At 67.4% G+C, this 17,955-nt stretch carries 22 protein-coding genes; 12 read left to right on the forward strand and 10 right to left on the reverse strand.

What is annotated here, in order from left to right; all coding sequences use genetic code 11:
- Positions 1 to 94: 94 nt before the first annotated feature.
- Positions 95 to 1,123, reverse strand: a complete 1,029-nt coding sequence (lpxK, locus tag NOV65_RS00260) for a tetraacyldisaccharide 4'-kinase (RefSeq protein WP_257303191.1) — start codon at positions 1,121 to 1,123, stop codon at positions 95 to 97.
- A gap of 60 nt (positions 1,124 to 1,183) precedes the next feature.
- Between lpxK and NOV65_RS00265 the strand changes: the two genes are divergently transcribed.
- The 4 genes from NOV65_RS00265 (at position 1,184) to NOV65_RS00280 (ending at position 3,262) form a co-directional block, all read left to right on the forward strand.
- The gene (locus tag NOV65_RS00265) at positions 1,184 to 1,720 is read left to right on the forward strand and encodes a GAF domain-containing protein (protein WP_257303192.1); all 537 of its coding nucleotides are present in this window, start codon (positions 1,184 to 1,186) and stop codon (positions 1,718 to 1,720) included.
- A gap of 24 nt (positions 1,721 to 1,744) precedes the next feature.
- Positions 1,745 to 2,467, forward strand: a complete 723-nt coding sequence (locus NOV65_RS00270) for a cyclic nucleotide-binding domain-containing protein (RefSeq protein ID WP_257303193.1) — start codon at positions 1,745 to 1,747, stop codon at positions 2,465 to 2,467.
- Positions 2,468 to 2,500: 33 nt separating this feature from the next.
- Positions 2,501 to 2,728 (forward strand): hypothetical protein, encoded by a 228-nt coding sequence (locus tag NOV65_RS00275; protein WP_257303194.1) that lies wholly within the window; start codon positions 2,501 to 2,503, stop codon positions 2,726 to 2,728.
- A gap of 84 nt (positions 2,729 to 2,812) precedes the next feature.
- On the forward strand, positions 2,813 to 3,262 hold the full coding sequence (locus NOV65_RS00280; RefSeq protein WP_257303195.1) for a DUF1569 domain-containing protein: 450 nt from the start codon (positions 2,813 to 2,815) through the stop codon (positions 3,260 to 3,262).
- 299 nt (positions 3,263 to 3,561) lie between these two features.
- Here the strand turns inward: NOV65_RS00280 and NOV65_RS00285 are convergent, their stop codons facing one another.
- Entirely contained in the window at positions 3,562 to 4,533 is a 972-nt protein-coding gene (locus NOV65_RS00285) for an electron transfer flavoprotein subunit alpha/FixB family protein (protein ID WP_257303196.1), read from the reverse strand.
- Between the two features lie 45 nt (positions 4,534 to 4,578).
- The gene (locus NOV65_RS00290; RefSeq protein WP_257303197.1) at positions 4,579 to 5,328 is read right to left on the reverse strand and encodes an electron transfer flavoprotein subunit beta/FixA family protein; all 750 of its coding nucleotides are present in this window, start codon (positions 5,326 to 5,328) and stop codon (positions 4,579 to 4,581) included.
- Positions 5,329 to 5,515: 187 nt separating this feature from the next.
- Here NOV65_RS00290 and NOV65_RS00295 point away from each other — a divergent pair, with 187 nt between their 5' ends.
- Complete coding sequence (locus tag NOV65_RS00295; RefSeq protein ID WP_257303199.1) at positions 5,516 to 6,646, forward strand: UDP-N-acetylglucosamine--N-acetylmuramyl-(pentapeptide) pyrophosphoryl-undecaprenol N-acetylglucosamine transferase; 1,131 nt, start codon at positions 5,516 to 5,518, stop codon at positions 6,644 to 6,646.
- On the opposite strand, the gene tatC is transcribed toward NOV65_RS00295, so the two are convergent.
- From tatC to NOV65_RS00315, 4 genes are all read right to left on the reverse strand, one after another.
- Positions 6,592 to 7,362, reverse strand: coding sequence for a twin-arginine translocase subunit TatC (tatC, locus tag NOV65_RS00300; protein WP_257303201.1), 771 nt, complete (start codon positions 7,360 to 7,362; stop codon positions 6,592 to 6,594). The two genes, NOV65_RS00295 and tatC, sit on opposite strands and share 55 nt — an antisense overlap.
- 64 nt (positions 7,363 to 7,426) lie before the next feature.
- Positions 7,427 to 7,621 (reverse strand): twin-arginine translocase TatA/TatE family subunit, encoded by a 195-nt coding sequence (tatA, locus tag NOV65_RS00305; RefSeq protein ID WP_257303202.1) that lies wholly within the window; start codon positions 7,619 to 7,621, stop codon positions 7,427 to 7,429.
- Positions 7,622 to 7,653: 32 nt separating this feature from the next.
- Entirely contained in the window at positions 7,654 to 8,007 is a 354-nt protein-coding gene (locus tag NOV65_RS00310) for an AtuA-related protein (RefSeq protein ID WP_257303204.1), read from the reverse strand.
- Complete coding sequence (locus NOV65_RS00315) at positions 8,004 to 9,359, reverse strand: UDP-glucose dehydrogenase family protein (RefSeq protein ID WP_257303206.1); 1,356 nt, start codon at positions 9,357 to 9,359, stop codon at positions 8,004 to 8,006. The genes NOV65_RS00310 and NOV65_RS00315 overlap by 4 nt, the downstream gene beginning before the upstream one ends.
- A gap of 69 nt (positions 9,360 to 9,428) precedes the next feature.
- Between NOV65_RS00315 and NOV65_RS00320 the strand changes: the two genes are divergently transcribed.
- The 7 genes from NOV65_RS00320 to NOV65_RS00350 all read left to right on the forward strand — a co-directional run bounded on the left by NOV65_RS00320 (position 9,429) and on the right by NOV65_RS00350 (position 16,200).
- Positions 9,429 to 10,124 (forward strand): MotA/TolQ/ExbB proton channel family protein, encoded by a 696-nt coding sequence (locus NOV65_RS00320; RefSeq protein WP_243285902.1) that lies wholly within the window; start codon positions 9,429 to 9,431, stop codon positions 10,122 to 10,124.
- Positions 10,125 to 10,225: 101 nt separating this feature from the next.
- Positions 10,226 to 10,939 carry a DUF3473 domain-containing protein gene (locus NOV65_RS00325; RefSeq protein WP_257303208.1) on the forward strand — a complete coding sequence of 238 codons (714 nt, stop codon included), beginning with the start codon at positions 10,226 to 10,228 and terminating at the stop codon, positions 10,937 to 10,939.
- Positions 10,936 to 11,658, forward strand: coding sequence for a YaaA family protein (gene yaaA, locus NOV65_RS00330; RefSeq protein WP_257303210.1), 723 nt, complete (start codon positions 10,936 to 10,938; stop codon positions 11,656 to 11,658). The genes NOV65_RS00325 and yaaA overlap by 4 nt, the downstream gene beginning before the upstream one ends.
- Complete coding sequence (locus NOV65_RS00335; RefSeq protein WP_257303212.1) at positions 11,655 to 12,443, forward strand: DUF309 domain-containing protein; 789 nt, start codon at positions 11,655 to 11,657, stop codon at positions 12,441 to 12,443. Before yaaA ends, NOV65_RS00335 begins: the two co-directional genes overlap by 4 nt.
- Positions 12,440 to 14,014, forward strand: coding sequence for an L-aspartate oxidase (gene nadB, locus NOV65_RS00340; RefSeq protein ID WP_257303214.1), 1,575 nt, complete (start codon positions 12,440 to 12,442; stop codon positions 14,012 to 14,014). Before NOV65_RS00335 ends, nadB begins: the two co-directional genes overlap by 4 nt.
- A gap of 24 nt (positions 14,015 to 14,038) precedes the next feature.
- Positions 14,039 to 15,439: an L-serine ammonia-lyase gene (locus NOV65_RS00345; protein WP_257303216.1), complete on the forward strand. Its 1,401-nt coding sequence runs from the start codon at positions 14,039 to 14,041 to the stop codon at positions 15,437 to 15,439.
- Entirely contained in the window at positions 15,439 to 16,200 is a 762-nt protein-coding gene (locus NOV65_RS00350) for a hypothetical protein (protein ID WP_257303218.1), read from the forward strand. Before NOV65_RS00345 ends, NOV65_RS00350 begins: the two co-directional genes overlap by 1 nt.
- Here NOV65_RS00350 and NOV65_RS00355 read toward each other — a convergent pair whose 3' ends face one another.
- From NOV65_RS00355 to rpsO, 3 genes are read right to left on the reverse strand one after another with little or no spacing between them, the layout of a single operon-like run.
- Complete coding sequence (locus tag NOV65_RS00355; protein ID WP_257303220.1) at positions 16,201 to 16,803, reverse strand: L-threonylcarbamoyladenylate synthase; 603 nt, start codon at positions 16,801 to 16,803, stop codon at positions 16,201 to 16,203.
- The gene (locus NOV65_RS00360; RefSeq protein ID WP_257303222.1) at positions 16,800 to 17,474 is read right to left on the reverse strand and encodes an NUDIX domain-containing protein; all 675 of its coding nucleotides are present in this window, start codon (positions 17,472 to 17,474) and stop codon (positions 16,800 to 16,802) included. The genes NOV65_RS00355 and NOV65_RS00360 overlap by 4 nt, the downstream gene beginning before the upstream one ends.
- Before the next feature lie 57 nt (positions 17,475 to 17,531).
- Positions 17,532 to 17,801, reverse strand: a complete 270-nt coding sequence (gene rpsO / locus NOV65_RS00365; protein WP_243293268.1) for a 30S ribosomal protein S15 — start codon at positions 17,799 to 17,801, stop codon at positions 17,532 to 17,534.
- Positions 17,802 to 17,955: the final 154 nt, after the last annotated feature.

Raw genomic sequence — 17,955 nt, forward strand, 5'->3', positions numbered from 1 at the left:
AGAGGTGGATCTGGTTGGAGTGGCAAGGTGGGCGCTAGCATAGCGGTCCGGCCAGGCTTTGGAAAGACTGGCCGGTTCCTTCCTTGCCGGGCTTTCAAGCCAGATGGGCCTGCACCCAGGCAAGCAAAGGTTCCCCACCGACGATGCGCTGCTCGGCGATGAGCAGGGGCATCTCCAGCACGCTGGCATGTTCGGGCCCCAGCTTCACCGCATCCTTCTCCGTACAGACCAGCCAGGCGGCGTCTGCTGCCTGGGCACGGAGCTGGAGCCGGCCTAGTTCCGCGGGGGTGGGGCCCCGGTGGTCGGGATAGCTATGGGATCCCGCCCACACCTGGCCGGCCACCAGCAGATCGGCGTAGAAGGCCTCCGGGTGACCGAGACCGCACCAGGCGAAGGCTGGCCCCTGCTCAGGAAGGGGGATGGGGAAAGACGCTTCCGTACCCCAACGCCGCAGAGCGCCCAGGGCGAAGTCCACCCAGAAGATGGGACCGCCGCTGCCGAAACGAGCCCACCAGGCTTCCACGGCGGTGCGATCCCGCACCCGACCGGCGCGCGTGACGACCAGGGCATGGGCCCTCCGGGAGCTCTCCTGCGGTTCCCGCAGATCCCCCAGGGGGAGCATGCGGCCATCGCCCCAGAGCCGCACGCCATCAAGCACCAGGAGGTCCAGGTCCCGGTGCAGGGCGCGGTGCTGGAAGCCGTCGTCGAGCAGCAGGCAGCGTAAACCCGGCCTCTGGGCCAGGGCGCGGAGGGCCGCGGCGTGGCGCTTCCGCCCCACCACCACCCGCTCCGGTCCCAGGCGCCGGGCCATGAGCAGGGGCTCGTCGCCGGTCTGCCGGGGGTTCGAATCCGCCTCCACGCTCATGGGATCAATCTCGCGCCGCCCACCATAGCCCCGGGACAGCACGGCGTTGCTCCAGCCGGCCGCCTCGAGCCCTTCGGCCAGGAACAGGGTGAGGGGGGTCTTGCCCGTGCCTCCGGCGCTCAGGTTGCCGATAGACACCACCGGGACGGGGACGCGAGCGATCCGTTCAGGGTGAGCGTCGAAGCTGCGGTTGCGGGCCCGCACCACCATCCCGTACAGCGGGGACAGAGGGGCGGCCAGATAGCGCAGAATGGACATGGATCAGAGTGTCCAACAAAACCGCCACAAGGTCACGGCATCAGGGTAGCGGAGGAAATGATGAGCGAGGGAATCCTGCTGGAGCCGGTGGCACGGGGCACCCTGCTGCCTGAGACCGAGCGGGTGGCGCGCCTCCAGTCCGCTCTTCCGCAGATCCTCGCCGCGCTTGAAGGTGAAACAGATGAAGTGGCCATCCAGGCCACCCTGGCGTGTCTGCTCTGGGAGACACTGCCCCAGGCCAACTGGTGCGGCTTCTACCGGCGCATCGGCGAACGCATGCTCGCGGTCGGGCCCTATCAAGGCGGCATGGGCTGCCTCCGCATCTCCTTTGACCGGGGGGTTTGCGGAGCCTGTGCCCGCACCGGAACCACCCAGCTGGTACCCGACGTCCAAGCCTTCCCCGGCCACATCGCCTGCGATGACGCCACCCGGTCCGAGCTCGTGATTCCCATCACGGTTGGAGGTCGCCTGCAGGCCGTGCTTGACCTGGATTCTCCACACAGGAGCGGGTTCTCCCTTTCCGAGGCGCGGCTCCTGGAGGCCCTGATGACCCAGACCTTCTCCCAAGCGGTTCACCCATCGCCTGGCATCGGTTAACCTAGGGCACTCTCCGGGATCCGCATGGCTGAACCCAGCTTCATCGACCAAAGCAAGCTGCGCTTCCGCGAAGGCGAGATCATCTTCCGCAAGGGGGAGATGGCTCAGCAGATGTACATCATCCTCGCGGGGCGGGTCCGGCTCTATGTCTCAGAGGAGCCCAAGGGGGAATGGGCAGAGGAACTGTCCAAGGGGGACTTCTTCGGGGAGGGTAGCCTGCTGGAGGCCCTGCCTCGGCAGCACACGGCCCTGGCCCTGGAGGATTCGGACCTCATCGCCATCAACCGCGGCACCTTCCTGCGCATGATTCGTCAGAACCCCGAAGTGTCCGTGAAGATGATGCAGCGCTTGGCCCAGCGGCACCGCGAGCTGGGTGAGCGGGTGGAGGAGCTGGATGCCAGCAGGCCCGCGAAGGTCGCGGGAACGCCGGTGGCGAACCTGGTATCCGTGCTCAGCGGCAAGCCCCATCCTATCCTGGCCCATGGCTCGCTCATCGGTCGCTTCGACCCCACCACGGGCGTGCATCCTGACATCGACTTGACCGACGAGGACCACAACCTGAGCGTATCCAGGCGTCATGCCCGCATCCTCTGCGAGCACGGCCGGTACTTCCTGCTGGAAGAGCCCGGTGTGGCCAATGGCACCTTCGTGCGGGGGGAGCGTATCCAGCCAGGCGAACCCCGGGAATTGAAGCATGGGGACCGGGTGGGCTTCGGCATGGTGGTGCTTTTCTTCGAAAAGACCTAACCTTCCGCCGGATGGGGAACACGGGAGGTGGCCATGGCGACCGATCTGCACGTCGAATTGTGGCGGGACGAGCATGGTGTCATCCGGGAGCTGGTGCAGTTCGGCCTGGATGAGATCGGCGGCTCCTGCGTGATCCGCGAGCGGAACAGCCTGGATGCGCTGGATGGGGACGTGAATGAGGGCGACATGGTCGTCGCCCGTTTCGGCGATCCCGAGGACGCCCGGGACTTCCTCCGGGACGAGGGCTTCGAACCCGTGTAGCTTTTCTTATCGCCAGCCTGTCGCCCGGCCCAGCCGGGCGACAGGCTGGCGCCGTGAACGCCATTCCGCTGGAGGAAACCACCGATGAATTCCCTGTTCAACCCGGCCGATCGGGATGCCCTGGCCCTAAGGTTCGCGGAACTGGAGCCGGGTGCCCAGCGCCGGTGGGGGAGGATGGATCCCGCCCAGATGATGAAGCACTGCTCCCTCGCCCTGGGTGATCCCCTGGGCGACCGTCAGGTGAAGCAGTTCCTCCTCGGAAAGCTGATCACGCCCTTCATCCGGGGGCAGGTCTTCGGGGACAAGCCCTTCCGCCGCAACTCCCCCACCGATCCCATCTACGTGGTGTCCAGCCCCCAGGACTTCGAGGTCGAGCGCACCCGGCTGGCCACGCTCATCGACCGCGTTGTTCAGCGCGGCATCGCCAAGACCGACGGCAGGGTCCACCCGTTCTTCGGACGACTCAGCGGCGACCAGTGGGGATGCTTGATCTACAAGCACTTCGACCACCATTTGAGGCAGTTTGGGGTCTGAGGTTTTTCTTGGCTGCAAAAAGGCCCGGCAGTTGCCGGGCCTTTTTGCAGCAGGGAACGGCTGCTAGTTGGAACCAATACCCATGGCCTTGGCGGCCTTGGTGAGCTCGGGGACGACCTCGAACAGGTCGCCGACGGAGGCTCCACCTCTGCGATCCAGCGAAACCGGGGAGCAGGAGGGCTGCGTGGGGCGCCGCCCGATAGGTGGAGGGTAGCCCCGTTCGTGAAGGCAAGCCGGAGGCGCGGCCTGAACGAGAGCGCCCGGCGAATGCCGGGCGCGGACGGGGCAAGGGATCGGGCCTAGTTGGAACCGATGCCCATGGCCTTGGCAGCCTTCGTCAGTTCTGGAACCACTTCGAACAGATCACCGACGATCCCGTAGTTCGCCAGCTTGAAGATGGGGGCTTCGGGATCCTTGTTGATGGCGACGATGTACTTCGAGCCGCTCATGCCGGCGATGTGCTGGATGGCGCCGCTGATGCCGCAGGCGATGTAGAGGGTGGGACTCACGACCTTGCCGGTCTGGCCCACCTGCATGCTGTGGGGCAGGCCCCAGCCCGCGTCCACGGCCGCCCGGGAGGCGCCGACGACGCCGCCGATGGCGTCCGCCAGTTCCTCAAGGATCTTGAAATTGGCACCGTCCTTCATGCCACGGCCGCCGCTCACGATGACGTTGGCTTCGCTGAGATCCACCTTTCCGCCGGCTTTGGCGAGGATTTCCTTCACGACGGACTTGAAGTCTCCGGCGGGGGCGGCGAGGGCCTCCATGGTGCCGGCGCCGGCCTTCTCGGCAGCGGGGAACACATTGGGGCGGGTGGTGGCGGCCTGCACGGCGCTGGAGAAGGTGGTGGTGGCGAAGGCCTTCCCGGCGTAGACGGGGCGCACGGCCTGCAGCTTGCCATCCACCATGGCGAGGCCGGTGACGTCGGAGGCATAGCCGGCGCCCAGGCGCGCCGCGGCGCGGGGGAGCACGTCCTTGCCGACGGCGGTGGCCGCGGCCAGCAGCACCGTGGCGCCCTTGCTCTTCACCGCATCGGCGAGGAGCGTCGCGAAGGCGTCGCTGGAATAGGAGGCCAAGGTGGCGGCCTCGGCGGTGAGGATCAAGTCGGCGCCGAACTTGGCGGCCTCGGCGGCACCGGCGCAGGAGGCGCCCGCGAAGAGGGCCCCGACCTTCTTGCCCGAGGCGTCGGCCAGGCGGCGGCCCTCGCTGAGGACTTCGGCGCTGGGCTTGCGGATCTGGCCGTCCTTCAGTTCACAGAACACGAGAATCATGGATGTCGTCCTTTCGAATCGGATCAGTCAGCGGAAGAGGGCCGGCTAGAAGACCTTGGCTTCATCCTTGAGGGCCTGGAGCAGGGCCTGGGCCTGAGCGGAGGCGTCGCCCTGCAGCAGGCGTCCGGCGGGGCGCTCGGGCGGCAGGACCAGGGCGCTCACCTGGGCGCCGGCGGTCACGGCCACGGCATCCACCTCTTCGATGGTCTTCTTCTTGGCGGCCATGATCCCCTTGAGACTGGCATAGCGGGGCTCATTGAGGCCCTTCTGCGCGGTGATGACCGCGGGCAGCGCGCCTTCGACGACTTCGGAGCCGACTTCGATCTCGCGTTCAGCCTTGAACGTGCCCTCACCGAGTTCCAGCTTCACGACGACGTTGGCCTGGGCCACGCCTAGCAGCTCCGCCAGCATGGGGCCCATGGCGGCGTTATCTCCCCCCAGGCCCTTATTGCCGCAGAGGATCAGGTCGAAGCCCTTGTCCTTGGCGTAGGCGGCGATCATCTGCGCCACAGCGAAGGCATCGCCCTGGCCATCGCCCTTCAGCAGGACGGCGCTATCGGCACCCAGGGCCAGCGCATTCTTCAGCACTTCCTTGGCCGTGTCGCCACCAACGGAGAGGGCCACCACTTCGGCTCCCTTCCCTTCCTTGATGCGGACCGCCTCTTCCAGGGCGTACTCGTCATAGGGGCTGGTGATCCATTTGACGTCCGCGGGGTCGAGCGACTTGCCGTCCGCGGCGACTTTGATCTTGGTCTCAGTATCGGGGACCTGTTTGAGGGCGACGAGGATCTTCATGGGCGCTCCCTGATGCGTCATGGACAGGCCGGTGGGGACCGGCCGAAAAATGGATTCTAGCGCGGCGTGACCTTCCACCTTACCGGCCTTTGACGATCTTTGTGCCGGGAATCACGGGCCTGTCTCCAGGTAAGTTATATCTGCCCTCGGGTAGGCTGGGGCAGCCTTCCGGTATGGTGGTCGGATCATGCGCGACGCCACCCCGACTTTCGATGGAGCCCTCGTCCTCACCGGAGGAGGAACGGGGGGGCATTTCTTCCCGGCCATGGCCCTGGCCGAAGGCGCCCGCCGCCGGTGGCCCGAGCATCCCGTGGCATTCGTGGGGGCCCGCCGCGGGATCGAGGCCCGGGAACTCCCCGGCAGCGTCTGGCCCCACCTGCTCCTGGATGTGGAGGGCTTCCTCGGGCGATCACCACTGCGGGCGGCGAAATCCGCCTGGAAGCTGTGGCGCGCCACGGCCCGATTGAAGGCCCTCTGGCGCCGTGGACGGCCCTGGGCCGTGATCGGCACCGGCGGCTACGGAGCCGCGCCGGCACTGCTGGCGGCACGGGCTCTGGGCATCCCTTTTTTCCTGCATGAAAGCAATGCGGCTCCGGGCGCTCTGGTGAAGCTGCTCGCTCCCAGGGCCAGGCGCGTCTGGTGCGGTCTGGAGGCGGTGCGCCCGCTGCTGCCCGGGGCTGATTGCCGGGTGGTGGGCACGCCGGTGCGGGAGGCCTTTCTCCGGGATTTCAGGGCCGTGGAGACACTGGAACCGCCGCTCAGGCTGCTGGTGCTGGGAGGGAGCGGCGGCGCGCGGGCCCTCAACGAGGCGCTGCTGGAGGGGGCGCCGGCGCTGCTGGCGGGGGCTCCGGATTGGGAGATCCTGCACCAGGCCGGGCCCGTGGAGTTCGAGCGCCTGAAGGACCGTCCCCGCCATGCGCGCCACGCCCTGGTTCCTTTCATCGCCCGGGTGGACGAGGCCATGGAATCCGCCAGCCTCGTGCTGAGCCGATCCGGGGCCAGCACTTGCGCCGAGCTGAAGGCCGTAGGCCGGGGGGCGATCCTGGTGCCCCTGCCCACCAGCGCCAACGGGCATCAGCGCATGAACGCCCTTGCCCTGGCCTCGGAAGGGCGCGCCGCCGTGGTCGAGCAGGGCACCGATTTCCCAGGCCGCCTGCAACTCGCCCTGCGCCTGCTCCTGGCTGATGGCAAGGCCCGTCAATCCCTGTCCGGCCCGCGAGAGCCCAATCGGGCCGTGGACCTCTGCCTGGAGGACCTGGCGGACTACCTCGGCGTGCGCGGTTCCGCCAGCCAGGCGACCACGACGGACACGAAGTAGAGGCCGAGCAGCACGACGCTGAAGAAGATGGTGGTCACCACCACGTCGCCGGGCGTGAAGAAGGCGCTGAAGATCAGGATGGCCATGGTGGCGTGGCGCCAGTACTTCAGCATGAGCCGGGCGGTCACGATGCGGAATTTGGCCAGGAAGAAGAACAGGACCGGCAACTCGAACATCACGCCGGTGATGAGCGTGGTGGAGATGAACAGGTCCAGGTAGTCCGAGGCGTGCAGGTTGGCCCGCAGTCCTGCGGAGGCAGCTTCCTGGAAGAGGATGTCGCCCAGGAACCGGAAGGCCTGCTTGTAGGCGAAGGCGGCGCCAGCGAGGAAACACCCCGAGGTCACGAAGACGAACGGGATGACCAGGCGCCGTTCCTTCGGCAGGAGGCCGGGCCGGATGAAGGCCCACAGCTGGTAGAAGAGGAAGGGCGCGCAGAACACCGCCGCGCACCACAGCGAGAGCCGCATCATGCTGAAGAAGGGCTCGGTGAGGTCTGTGAAGGCGAAGGGATCGAGGGCGGCGACGGGCTTGCCGGTCTGGCGGGACATGGCCTCGAGGAAGGGTTTCTGGGCCCAGGCCCACAGCTTGAATCGGAAGGCATAGGTGACCGCGAAGCCCACGGCCACGATGGCGAGCGAGCGGACAATGCGCACCCGCAGCTCCTGCAGGTGTTCCCAGAAGCTCATCTTGTCGGGCGGCGTGGCCGGAAGCGCCATGGTCCTCGAGGGGAGAGAGAGGCCGGCCCCTGTGAAGAGGCCGGCCGGTGGAGGGCCTTGGGGCCTACTTCTTGTCCTTGTCGGCCGGGGGGGCGCTGACATCTTCCTTCACGGAATCCGTCAGTTCGCGGCTGGCCTTCTTGAACTCCTGGATGCCCTTGCCCAGACTCTTGCCCAGTTCCGGCAGGCGGGAGGGTCCGAAGAAGATCAGCAGCGCGATGCCGATCAGCAGGATTTCCATCATTCCGAGATTGCCCATGTTCGTGCTCCTTGGCGGGGTGCGAATGCCCTTCAGGGTTTGAGATCCGCCAGCGCCAGGCCGGCCGGAAGGTCGAGTTCCATTCTAAGCAGGGCCTGCCCGTGAGTCTTGCCCTGGGCATCAGTTTTCACACTTTCGCTGCCGCCCCCGCCCAGCGAATCGTGGAGGATGAAGTTGATGGCCTTGAGGTTAGGAACTTCAAAGCGTTCAACACCACCTTTGCATATGGTTGAAAAGTGATGCTTGATACGTTCCGGCGTAAGTTCCTGTTGCAACAAACGATAGCCGGCCTCCGTATAGGCGATGACGCCCACGTTGGAACCGTCCCCCTTGTCGCCACTGCGGGCGTGGGCGATGTCCTCAAGCCGGATGCGGGTGTGGGTCATTTGGCCTCCACGGTGCGGCGTCCCAGGGAATGGTAGATCCAACCCTTGGCCTCCATGGCCTCTGGTCGGAACAGATTGCGGCCATCGAACATGCGCCGTGACTTGAGGGCCTTGGCGACGGCCTCGAGGTCGGCCGCCTTGTACTCGGCCCACTCCGTGGCGATGAGCAGGGCATCCGCACCCTCGCAGGCCTCCAACGGGGTGGCGGCGTAGCGGACCTTGTCGCCGATCCTGGCCTTCACGGCATCCATGGCGGCGAAGTCATGGACCACGACTTCGGCCCCCAGGTTCACCAACCCTTCGATGAGCTCCAGGGCCATGCTCTCCCGGATGTCATCCGTGTTGGCCTTGAACGCCAGGCCCCAAAGCGCAAAGCGCCGATCTTTCAACGGGGCCGGTACGCCGGCTTTCACGCCGAAATGGGCCTTCAGCTTGCGCAGGAGCACCTGCTTCTGATGGCGATTGGCTTCCACGGTGGCGGTCAGGGTCATCATCGGCTGCCCATACTCCCGACCCACCTTCAGCAGGGCCTGGAGATCCTTGGGGAAGCAGGAACCGCCGAAACCGGGGCCGGGGTTCAGGAAGGCGGGGCCGATGCGATGGTCGGCGCCGATGGCCGTCTTCACGTGGTCGACATCCGCGCCCACGGCTTCAGCCAGGTTGGCGATCTCGTTGATGAAGCTGATGCGCAGGGCCAGCATGGCATTGGCTGCGTACTTGGTGAGCTCGGCGCTGGGGGGATCCATGCGGAACCACTTGCCGCCGCTGCGGTCCAGGAAGGGTTGGTAGAGGCCCTTCATCACGGCTTCGGCGTGGTCCGTGCGACAGCCCACCACCACCCGGTCAGGCTCCAGGAAGTCCTCGATGGCCGAGCCTTCGCGCAGAAACTCCGGGTTGCTCACGACTTCGAAGGGGCGGTCGGTCTGAGCGGCGATCTCCGCATGGACGCGGGCGGCCGTGCCCACCGGGACCGTGCTCTTGTCTACCACGATGAGGGGCTTGGCCTCCTTGGACCGCAGGGCCATGGCCCGGCCGATCTGGCCCGTCACGGCCAGTACGTATTTCATGTCCGCGCTTCCGTCTTCGCTCTGGGGGGTGCCCACGCAGATGAAGGCGGCATCCGCCTCCGCGATGCCCGCCTTGAGGTCGGTGGTGAACCGCAGGGCACCGGAGGCCAGATGCCTGGCGAGAAGCGCGTCGAGGCCCGGTTCGAAGATGGGGGATTCACCCCGGGCGAGGGTGGCCACCTTGGCGGCGTCCACATCCACCCCGAGGATATGGTGGCCAGCTTCCGCGAAGCAGGCGGCAGCCACCAGTCCCACGTAACCTGACCCGATGACCAGCACTTGCATGGCGTCCTCGCGCAAAGGACCCAGTGTAGCCGCATCCCCGCTTGCTATCATTTCCTGGACGGAGGCAGCATGGCGATTCTGGCGGCACCCACGGGCAATGAGGTCAACCTGCTGGAGGTGATGCTCCATGCGGGCCCCGTCGCCAAATCGGTGCTGACGATCCTCTTCACGTTCTCGCTGCTGAGTTGGGTCGTGATCATCCGGAAGGCGCTGCTCTACCGGCGCAGCCGCGAGGTGTCCGAACGCTTCCGCGGCGCTTTCAAGCGGGCCACGGACTGGCGCGACCTGAAGCAGCAGGTGGAGCGGTTTGCCATGAGCCCCCTGGTGGGCCTCTTCGTGGCGGGCTATGGCGAAGTCACCTATCAGCTGCGCCAGGTGGGCCCTGACGGGCGCCCCCAGCTCCGCAGCATGGAGGCTGTGGAGCGCAGCCTCCAGCGGGCCAGCGTGGTGGAGATGGGCCGCCTGGAGCGATCGCTCGGCGGCCTGGCCACGGTGGCGGCCGTGAGCCCCTTCATCGGCCTGTTCGGCACAGTCTGGGGCATCATCGACGCCTTCCGGGGCATCGGCGCCACGGGCAATGCCAACCTCGCCACGGTGGCACCTGGCATCTCCGAGGCCCTGGTGGCCACGGCCATCGGTCTGGTGGCGGCCATCCCCGCGCTCATGGCCTACAACTTCTTCCAGGGCCAGCTGAAGCAGTTCCAGACCGAACTCGATGATTTCTCCCTGGAGTTCATCAGCCTTTCCGAGCGGAACTTCACCTGAGCAGCCTCCGCCTGCCCCTCTCCCTGGACTGGGAGGACTGGTTCCAGCTCTGCTGCCCGCCCTACGATCAGCCCGAGGCCCTGGATCGCTTCGAGTGCCGGTTGCCGCTGGCCACGGAGCGGTCGCTGGCGTTCTGCGCAGAGCTCAGCGCCACGGCCACCTGGTTCTGTCTGGGTGATCAGGCTCGCCGCCATCCCTCGCTGCTGAGGCAGATCGCGGGGCAGGGCCATGCCATCGGCCTGCACGGACTCACGCATCGCCGGGCCTTCGACCTGAACCGAGCCGCCTGGCGCAGCGCGGTGCGTGACGGCAAGGCCCTGCTTGAAGACCTCAGCGGCTGCCCCGTGGTGGGCTACCGGGCGCCGGAGTGGAGCCTGCGTGGCGCGGCGGCGGATTGGTGGCGGGATCTCCCGGAACTCGGATTCCGCTACGACTCCAGCAGGGTGCCCCTGGCGGTCATCGGGGATCCCGCGGCGCCACGGCGCCCCTACCGGCTGAACGAAGGCCTGTGGGAGCTCCCGCCTCCCGTGCTCTGGTCCGGGCCGGTCCGCATGCCGCTCTGGGGCTGGGGCCCGAGGGTGCTGCCGTACGGCCTGGTCCGTCGGGCCCTGGAGGATCTGGCACTCGAAGATGCGGGCACGCCCCTGGTGCTGCACCCGTGGGAACTGGATGCGGAACAACCCCGGCTGGCGGGCATCTCCCTGGGCCACCGCTACACCCACAGCATCGCTCTCCGGGGCTACGGAAGTCGCTTGCGCGAGCTGCTGGGGGGAATCCACCTCACCACCCTCGAGGCCTGGGTGGAGGGTCGATGACGGGGTTGCCGATCGTCCTGCTCGCCCCCTCCGAGGAGAAGGCTGGCGGAGGCCTGCGGAGTCGCCTGGCGGAGACTCCAACGCAGCGCTGGGTGCGGGAGCGCCTGGTGGCCTTGGCCAAGACTGGATCACCGGAAGCCTTGAGGAAGGCCTTCGATGTGAAGGATCTGGCCCTGGCCAAGGCTCGCAGTGAAGCCTTGGCCCTGGCGCGCCCCGTGCCGCTGCTGCCGGCCCTGGCGCGCTATGCGGGTGTGGCCTTCCAGGCGCTGGATGCGGCCAGCTTGCCGCCGGAGACCTGGAAGCAGGTATTCATCCTGTCCAATCTCAGAGGCCTGGTGCGGGGCGACGAGATGATGCCGCCCTACAAACTCAAGCTGGGTGCCATTCCGGGCTTGAAGACCCACTGGCGGAAGGCGCTGCCTGCGCAGCTGGAGGCCCTCCCCGATGGCCCTGTCTGGGAGCTGCTGCCCGGCGATTCCGCCGATCTGCTGAAGGGTTGGACCCGGCCCCGACACACGGTAGAGATCCTGGATGCCCGCGGCAAGGCGATCAGCCACTTCTCGAAGAAATACCGGGGTCAGGTGGCGCGCTGGCTGCTGCTCCATGGCCAGGGCGATCCACGGAAGGTGCTGAAGGGGCGCATCCCTGGCTGCCAGTGGGCCGGGGCGGATGAGAACGATCAGGGCGGCCTGGTCCTGCGGCTGCGGGTGGAACCATGAGTGACGACTGCAACCAGACCCCCTTCTGGCAGCGCCAGCCGCAGCTCCCCCTGGAGATCCAGCGCTTCTTCCAGGCCCGCATGGAGGCGGCCCTGGGCGACCCGGAGGCCCGCCAGGTCCTGGTCTGGCCCACGATCCTCGGGGCGCCCGCGCTACGGAAGGCTCATCCGGAAGGGATCCCCGAAGCGGAACTGCTGAAGCATGCGGCCCGCATGCTGAGCGCCCTGGGCCACCATGATCCTGCCGCAGCCTGGACGGCGCACCTTGCCGCCTGGCCGGACACCGCGGAAGCGGGGGCCACGGGTTGGCGTCCCGCCGCGGCCTGGGGGGCCTGGGGGCCTCTCGTGAGCCTGCGTTGCGGCTGGCAGCTGGCGGCGCTCACCCCGCTGCCCCTGGGCGCGCGCTATCCGCTGGCTTGCGGCGTCTCCCTCTTCAACCACGGTCTCTACCACGAGTGCCACGACGCCCTCGAACCCCTGTGGGATGCGGCCGAGGGAGAACTGAAAGGGCAGCTCCAGGGCCTCATCCTGCTGACGGGCGGCTACCATCACCTCCAGCAGCACAACCTGCGGGGCATGCTGGCCCTGTGGGAGGAAGGCGTGGGCCGCCTGGAAGCGTGCGCCGGCCGCGTCGCCACACCCTGGGGCGAGGTGCGGGCCGAAGTGGCGCTGGACCTGACGACCCGGCGGCTGGACCATGGAAGACGCGGGACGGACGACGCGGACGATGATGCGGTGATTGGGCCCTTGTGGGCCCTGGACCGCCCCACCTGGGAGCTGGCATGAAGGACACGGCCGATCTGCTGGTGCTGGGAGCCGGAATCGCGGGCTGCTCGGCGGCCCTGCGCGCGGCGGATCAGGGCGTTTCCGTGGTGCTGGTGGCCAAGGACGAGTTGGGCGGCAGCAACACGGCCTGGGCCCAGGGCGGCATCATCGGCCAGCCTCCGCCGGAGGAGGGCGATTCCCCCGACCTGCTGGCCGCGGACATCGAAGCCGCGGGCGCGGGCCTCTGCCGTCCTGAAGCCGTGCGGCAGCTGGCCGAGGAGGGGCCGAAACTCTGCCGGAGCTTCCTCTGGGAGCGACTGGGCGTGCCCTTCGACTTGGGGAACAACGGGACGCCCGATCCCACGGCCGAGGCGGCGCACAGCGCCCGGCGCATCTACCACGCCAAGGACGCCACGGGGCTGGCCATCCAGACGGCCCTCAGCGAAGCCGTCCGCAAGCACCCGAACATCCGTCTGCGGGAAGGGCTCTGCCTGGTGGATCTCATCACCAGCCCCCACCACTGCGTCAGCCCGGTGCGGGTCTACGAGCCCATCCGCGTCCACGGCGCCTTCCTCTTCGATCCCGCCACGGGGCAGGTGGAGGGGCTGTTGGCCCGTCGGACGCTGCTGGCCACCGGGGGGCTCGGCTACCTCTACCTGCACACCACGAATCCCCCGGGCGCCACCGGCGATGGGCTGGCCGCGGCCTACCGGGCCAGCGCGCGCATCGTGAATTGCGAGTACCTCCAGTTCCATCCCACGACCCTCTACGTCCCCGGCAAGCCCCGGACGCTGTTGACCGAGGCGTTGCGGGGCGAGGGCGCCCAGCTGGTGAACCGCAAGGGCGAGCGCTTCATGGCGAAGTACGCCCCTGAGCAGATGGAGCTCGCTCCACGCGATGTGGTGAGCCGGGCCATCTTCCAGGAAATGGCGGTCAGCGGAGACCCCTGCGGCTTCCTGGATCTGACCCCCGTGGCCGCGAAGCTGGATCTCGACGAGCATTTCCCCACGATCATGGCCGCCTGCCGCGCCGAGGGCATTGATCCGCACCGCCAGCCCATCCCCGTGGTGCCAGCCGCCCACTACTTCTGTGGTGGCGTGTTGGTGGATCTTGACGGCCGCACCAGCCTCCCGGGTCTCTTCGCGGCGGGAGAGGTGGCCTGCACGGGCCTCCACGGCGCCAATCGCTTGGCCTCCACCAGCCTGCTGGAGGGCCTGGTCTGGGGCTTCCATGGTGCCGACGCCGCGGTGCGGGAGCTGCGGGATACGGTGGATCCGGATCCCGGCGATCTGGCCGCCTGGCGCATGCCGGAAGACCAGGAGGAAACGGACCCCCTGCTCATCGACCAGGACTGGCGCCTCATCCGCAGCACCCTCTGGAACTACGCTGGCATTGTCCGCAGCAGCGCCCGCCTGGAGCGGGCCAAGTCCGATCTGCACTACCTGGCCCACCGCATCGAGCGGTTCTACCACGAGGCGCCCCTCAGCCGGGAACTGCTGGAACTCCGCAGCGGCATCCTCTGCGCCCGCCTGATCCTGAACGCCGCCCTCCAGAACCCCGAAAGCCGCGGTTGCCATTACCGGGTGGATTGATTACGATCCGCGGGACAATGAGGCATGGTGTTATCCGTTTTCGACCTCTTCCGTATCGGCATTGGGCCAAGTTCCTCGCACACGGTGGGGCCCATGCGGGCGGCGCGCAGCTTCGCGCTTGGCTTGGAGGCCGCGGGCCTGCTGGAGGCCGTCTCGGTCGTGAGGGCTGAGCTGTTTGGCAGTCTCGGTGCCACCGGCAAGGGCCACGGCAGCGACAAGGCGGTGATCCTGGGCCTGCTGGGCGAGACCCCGGAAGGCGTGGACGTGGAGGCGGTGGCGGGGCTGCTGGCGGAAGTCCGCAATACCGGACGCCTGTCGATCCTAGGCCGGCATCAGGTCGCCTTCCACGAACCGGAGCACCTGCTCCTGCTGCGGAAGAGCCTTCCCTTTCATCCCAACGGCCTGCGCTTCACAGCCCTGGACGCGGCCGGGGGTCCCCTGCAGGGTCGGGTCTATTACTCCGTGGGCGGGGGTTTCGTGGTCGAGGAGGGCGCTCCGCGATTGGCCACACCTGGTCCTGAACTCCTCCATTCCTTCCATACCGGCAACGAACTGCTGGCGCGCTGCCATGAGGCGGGGCTCAGCGTGAGCCAGCTCATGCTGGAGAACGAACAGGCCTGGCGTTCCGAGGCCGAGATCCGAGCGGGTCTCCTGGAGATCTGGTCCGTGATGCAGGCCTGCGTGCGGCGGGGTTGTGCAACCGAAGGCCTGCTTCCCGGGGGTCTCAAAGTGATGCGTCGCGCGCCCTCGCTGTACCGCCGCCTGACGGAGACACCGGAAACGGCCCTGAAGGACCCCCTCACGGCCCTGGATTTCGTGAGTCTCTATGCCCTGGCGGTGAACGAGGAGAACGCCGCGGGGGGCCGAGTGGTGACGGCGCCCACCAACGGTGCCGCGGGCATCATCCCCGCCGTGCTGCACTACTATCGCCGCTTCGTGCCCGGAGCGACGGACGAGGGCGTGGTGCGGTTCCTCCTGACGGCCGGAGCCATTGGCGCCCTCTACAAGGAAAACGCCTCCATCAGCGGCGCCGAAGTGGGCTGTCAGGGCGAGGTAGGCGTGGCCTGCTCCATGGCGGCCGGGGCCCTGGCCGAGGTGATGGGCGGCACGCCGGATCAAGTGGAGAATGCGGCGGAGATCGGCATGGAGCACAACCTGGGCCTCACCTGCGACCCCATCGGCGGTCTGGTGCAGGTGCCCTGCATTGAGCGCAATGCCATGGCCAGCGTGAAGGCCATCAACGCCGCTCGCATGGCCTTGTACGGCGATGGCCATCACTTCGTGAGCCTGGACAAGGTCATCAAGACCATGCGCGACACCGGTGCCGACATGAAGACCAAGTACAAGGAGACCGCCCGGGGTGGCCTCGCTGTGAACGTGCTGGAGATGCCGCTAGACTTCACCGTGAACCTGCCGGAGTGCTGATGAGATCGTCCGCCGCCCTGCTGTTGCTGATCCCCGCCCTCCTGTTGGCGCAGGCCGGAGGCCTGGATGAGGGGCGGCTGGATCCGGCCTGGTTCGGGTCGGCCGCCACCTTCCAACCATCAAAGGTCCTGGGTTTCCAGTGGTTGAAGCCGGGCCTGAACCTGCAGAACCGGGCGATCCAGCTCAAGCCCTGGGAAGCGCCCGCGTGGCTGCTGGGCAAGCGGGCCATGAAGGACCAGACTCTCCTCCAGCGGATGGAGAAATCCCTGCCCGCGGGCTTGGACCGGGGGATTCGCCGCGGGTTGAAGGGGCGCCTTCCTGTTTCCGCCACCAGTGGAGATCTCCACGTCATTGCGCGGGTGGTGGATGCGGTGGGTCAGGCCGATGACTACATGGCGGCCGGCAAAGTCACCCTGTCCTTCGACCTCAAGCTCGTGGATGGGGATACGGGCGAATTGCTCGGGGCTTTCCACGACACCCTCGGAACCCCGGGAGCTGACTACCTCCCAGGCCGATTCGAGCGGTGGTGCGAGGAGTTGGGAAGACTGCTGGCGGCCTCCGCGGCGCCACAGGCTGTCCTCCAACCTGTGCAGGCGGCGGCCCCACCTGCACAGGTTGCAGCCGGGCCGCTCCCGGCACCGGTTCCGGCCTTCGACCTGGAAGGGGCTCTGCGCCGCATCGAGGGACTCAAGCGCGACGGCCTCCTCAGCGAGGAGGAGTATCTGGCCCTGCGGAAGAAGGCGGCTGAAAAGGCGAAGTGATCAGATCGGCCAGGGTCCCGCGCCTTCGCGCAGGAGGGCGGGTTCTTCGGCACTGAGATCCAGGATGGTGCTGGGTGCGCCCAGAGGCTGGCCGCAGTCCACCACCAGATCCAGGGCGTGACCCAGCTCCTCTTCGATCTCCCAGGCGGTATTCAGGACGGGCTGCTCCGGCAGGGCGACGCTGGTGGTGATGATCGGCTCGCCGAGCAGGGCCACCAGCGCGTGGCAGAAGGGTTGGTCCGGAATGCGGAGGCCCACCACCTGCTTGTTCTGGAGGTAGCGCGGCACCTCCCGGCTGGCGGGCAGAAGCACGGTGTAGGGCCCGGGCAGCAGCTGTTTCAGAATGCGGAAGGTGGGCGTGTCCAGGTGGCGGGTATAGCGGCAGAGCATCTCCATGTCCGAGCACATGATCGACATGGGCTTCTTGGGGTCGCGGCCCTTGATCTGGTGGATGCGGTCCACGGCCTTTTTGTGGGAGACCAGGCAGCCCAGCCCGAAGAGCGTGTCCGTGGGGTAGGCGATGACGCCATCCCGCCGCAGCAGTTCCGCGATGCGCTCGAGGTGGCGCGCCTGGGGGGTCTCGGGATGCAGCGTGAGGATCATGGCGCGTCCAGCTCTCGCCAGCGCGCTCGGCCCGCGGAGGGATGGTCCTGGGGCCGCTGGAAGAACCGCTCCGCCAGCGCCGGATCCAGGGTCGCGGCCACACCGGTCCGCCGGCCCTGGAGGGCCAGAAGCGCCACCACTGTGAGGCTGTCCGTGATTTCGCCAGCCAGCACGCGGCGGAGGCAGTCCTGGAAGGACTCGCGATGGAGCATCAGCTCTTCGTCGTCCTCGGCGTGGTGGCCGGCCATGGGGCTGAGTTCCGTGGCCAGGAAGAGGAAGGCTTCCTCCTCGGTGGAAGAGTTGCTGGTGTGGAAGAAGGCGAGGGGTTCCCAGACCTGCGCGGCCAGGCCGGCCTCCTCTGCCAGTTCCCGACGCATGGCCTCGAAGGGGCTCTCCGAGACATCGCCGCCCCCCTCGGGGATCTCCCAGGAATAGGCCTCCAGGGGATAGCGCCACTGGCCCACGAGCACCACGTGGTCCTGGTCATCCAGGGCCAGGACGCCACAGGCGGTGCGGTGGAACCCGCAGACGGCATAGCGGCCTTCGGCGCCCTTGCGATGGCGGAAGTGGTCCTCGCGGATGCGGATCCAGGGTGAATCGTAGACGAACCGCCGGTCGGTGACCGTGTAGGGGTCCGGGTGTTCGGGCCGGGGCAGGGGCTTCAGATCCATCTTCTGAACATAGCAAAACGCCCGCTTGCGCGGGCGTTTTGGGAGAAGAAGCCTTCCTTACCGACGGAGGCCGAGGCGCTCGATCAGCGTGGCGTAGCGCTCCTTGCTCTTCTTCTTGAGGTAGTCGAGCAGGCGGCGGCGCTGGCCCACCATGATCATGAGACCGCGGCGGCTGTGGTAGTCCTTGGTGTGGGTCTTGAAGTGCTCTGTCAGGTCATTGATGCGCTTGGTCAGGATCGCGACCTGCACCTCGGGCGAACCCGTGTCCGACTCGTGCTGCTTGTAGTCGTCGATGATGATCTTCTTCTGTTCAACGTTCAGGGCCATGGTGGCTCCTTTTCGGGGGATCGCCCGTCACCCGAACCCTCAGTCCCGTACCGAAGGTGGGTCGAATCTGGAGGAGGCCAGATGCCTTTGTCAAAGCTTAGGCCCAGGAGGATTGGGCTTCATCTTGGCGGCGGCCGCTGGCCACCGTCCTTGG

The organism is Geothrix campi (assembly GCF_024609265.1).
GTDB classification, from domain to species: Bacteria; Acidobacteriota; Holophagae; order Holophagales; family Holophagaceae; genus Geothrix; species Geothrix campi.

What these genes read in the sequence shown, in the direction of transcription:
- lpxK (WP_257303191.1), bottom strand. Translation starts at nt 1,123, where the DNA reads ATGTCCATTCTGCGCTATCTGGCCGCCCCTCTGTCCCCGCTGTACGGG.
- NOV65_RS00265 (WP_257303192.1), top strand. Translation starts at nt 1,184, where the DNA reads ATGAGCGAGGGAATCCTGCTGGAGCCGGTGGCACGGGGCACCCTGCTG.
- NOV65_RS00270 (WP_257303193.1), top strand. Translation starts at nt 1,745, where the DNA reads ATGGCTGAACCCAGCTTCATCGACCAAAGCAAGCTGCGCTTCCGCGAA.
- NOV65_RS00275 (WP_257303194.1), top strand. Translation starts at nt 2,501, where the DNA reads ATGGCGACCGATCTGCACGTCGAATTGTGGCGGGACGAGCATGGTGTC.
- NOV65_RS00280 (WP_257303195.1), top strand. Translation starts at nt 2,813, where the DNA reads ATGAATTCCCTGTTCAACCCGGCCGATCGGGATGCCCTGGCCCTAAGG.
- NOV65_RS00285 (WP_257303196.1), bottom strand. Translation starts at nt 4,533, where the DNA reads ATGATTCTCGTGTTCTGTGAACTGAAGGACGGCCAGATCCGCAAGCCC.
- NOV65_RS00290 (WP_257303197.1), bottom strand. Translation starts at nt 5,328, where the DNA reads ATGAAGATCCTCGTCGCCCTCAAACAGGTCCCCGATACTGAGACCAAG.
- NOV65_RS00295 (WP_257303199.1), top strand. Translation starts at nt 5,516, where the DNA reads ATGCGCGACGCCACCCCGACTTTCGATGGAGCCCTCGTCCTCACCGGA.
- tatC (WP_257303201.1), bottom strand. Translation starts at nt 7,362, where the DNA reads ATGGCGCTTCCGGCCACGCCGCCCGACAAGATGAGCTTCTGGGAACAC.
- tatA (WP_257303202.1), bottom strand. Translation starts at nt 7,621, where the DNA reads ATGGGCAATCTCGGAATGATGGAAATCCTGCTGATCGGCATCGCGCTG.
- NOV65_RS00310 (WP_257303204.1), bottom strand. Translation starts at nt 8,007, where the DNA reads ATGACCCACACCCGCATCCGGCTTGAGGACATCGCCCACGCCCGCAGT.
- NOV65_RS00315 (WP_257303206.1), bottom strand. Translation starts at nt 9,359, where the DNA reads ATGCAAGTGCTGGTCATCGGGTCAGGTTACGTGGGACTGGTGGCTGCC.
- NOV65_RS00320 (WP_243285902.1), top strand. Translation starts at nt 9,429, where the DNA reads ATGGCGATTCTGGCGGCACCCACGGGCAATGAGGTCAACCTGCTGGAG.
- yaaA (WP_257303210.1), top strand. Translation starts at nt 10,936, where the DNA reads ATGACGGGGTTGCCGATCGTCCTGCTCGCCCCCTCCGAGGAGAAGGCT.
- NOV65_RS00335 (WP_257303212.1), top strand. Translation starts at nt 11,655, where the DNA reads ATGAGTGACGACTGCAACCAGACCCCCTTCTGGCAGCGCCAGCCGCAG.
- nadB (WP_257303214.1), top strand. Translation starts at nt 12,440, where the DNA reads ATGAAGGACACGGCCGATCTGCTGGTGCTGGGAGCCGGAATCGCGGGC.
- NOV65_RS00345 (WP_257303216.1), top strand. Translation starts at nt 14,039, where the DNA reads ATGGTGTTATCCGTTTTCGACCTCTTCCGTATCGGCATTGGGCCAAGT.
- NOV65_RS00350 (WP_257303218.1), top strand. Translation starts at nt 15,439, where the DNA reads ATGAGATCGTCCGCCGCCCTGCTGTTGCTGATCCCCGCCCTCCTGTTG.
- NOV65_RS00355 (WP_257303220.1), bottom strand. Translation starts at nt 16,803, where the DNA reads ATGATCCTCACGCTGCATCCCGAGACCCCCCAGGCGCGCCACCTCGAG.
- NOV65_RS00360 (WP_257303222.1), bottom strand. Translation starts at nt 17,474, where the DNA reads ATGGATCTGAAGCCCCTGCCCCGGCCCGAACACCCGGACCCCTACACG.
- rpsO (WP_243293268.1), bottom strand. Translation starts at nt 17,801, where the DNA reads ATGGCCCTGAACGTTGAACAGAAGAAGATCATCATCGACGACTACAAG.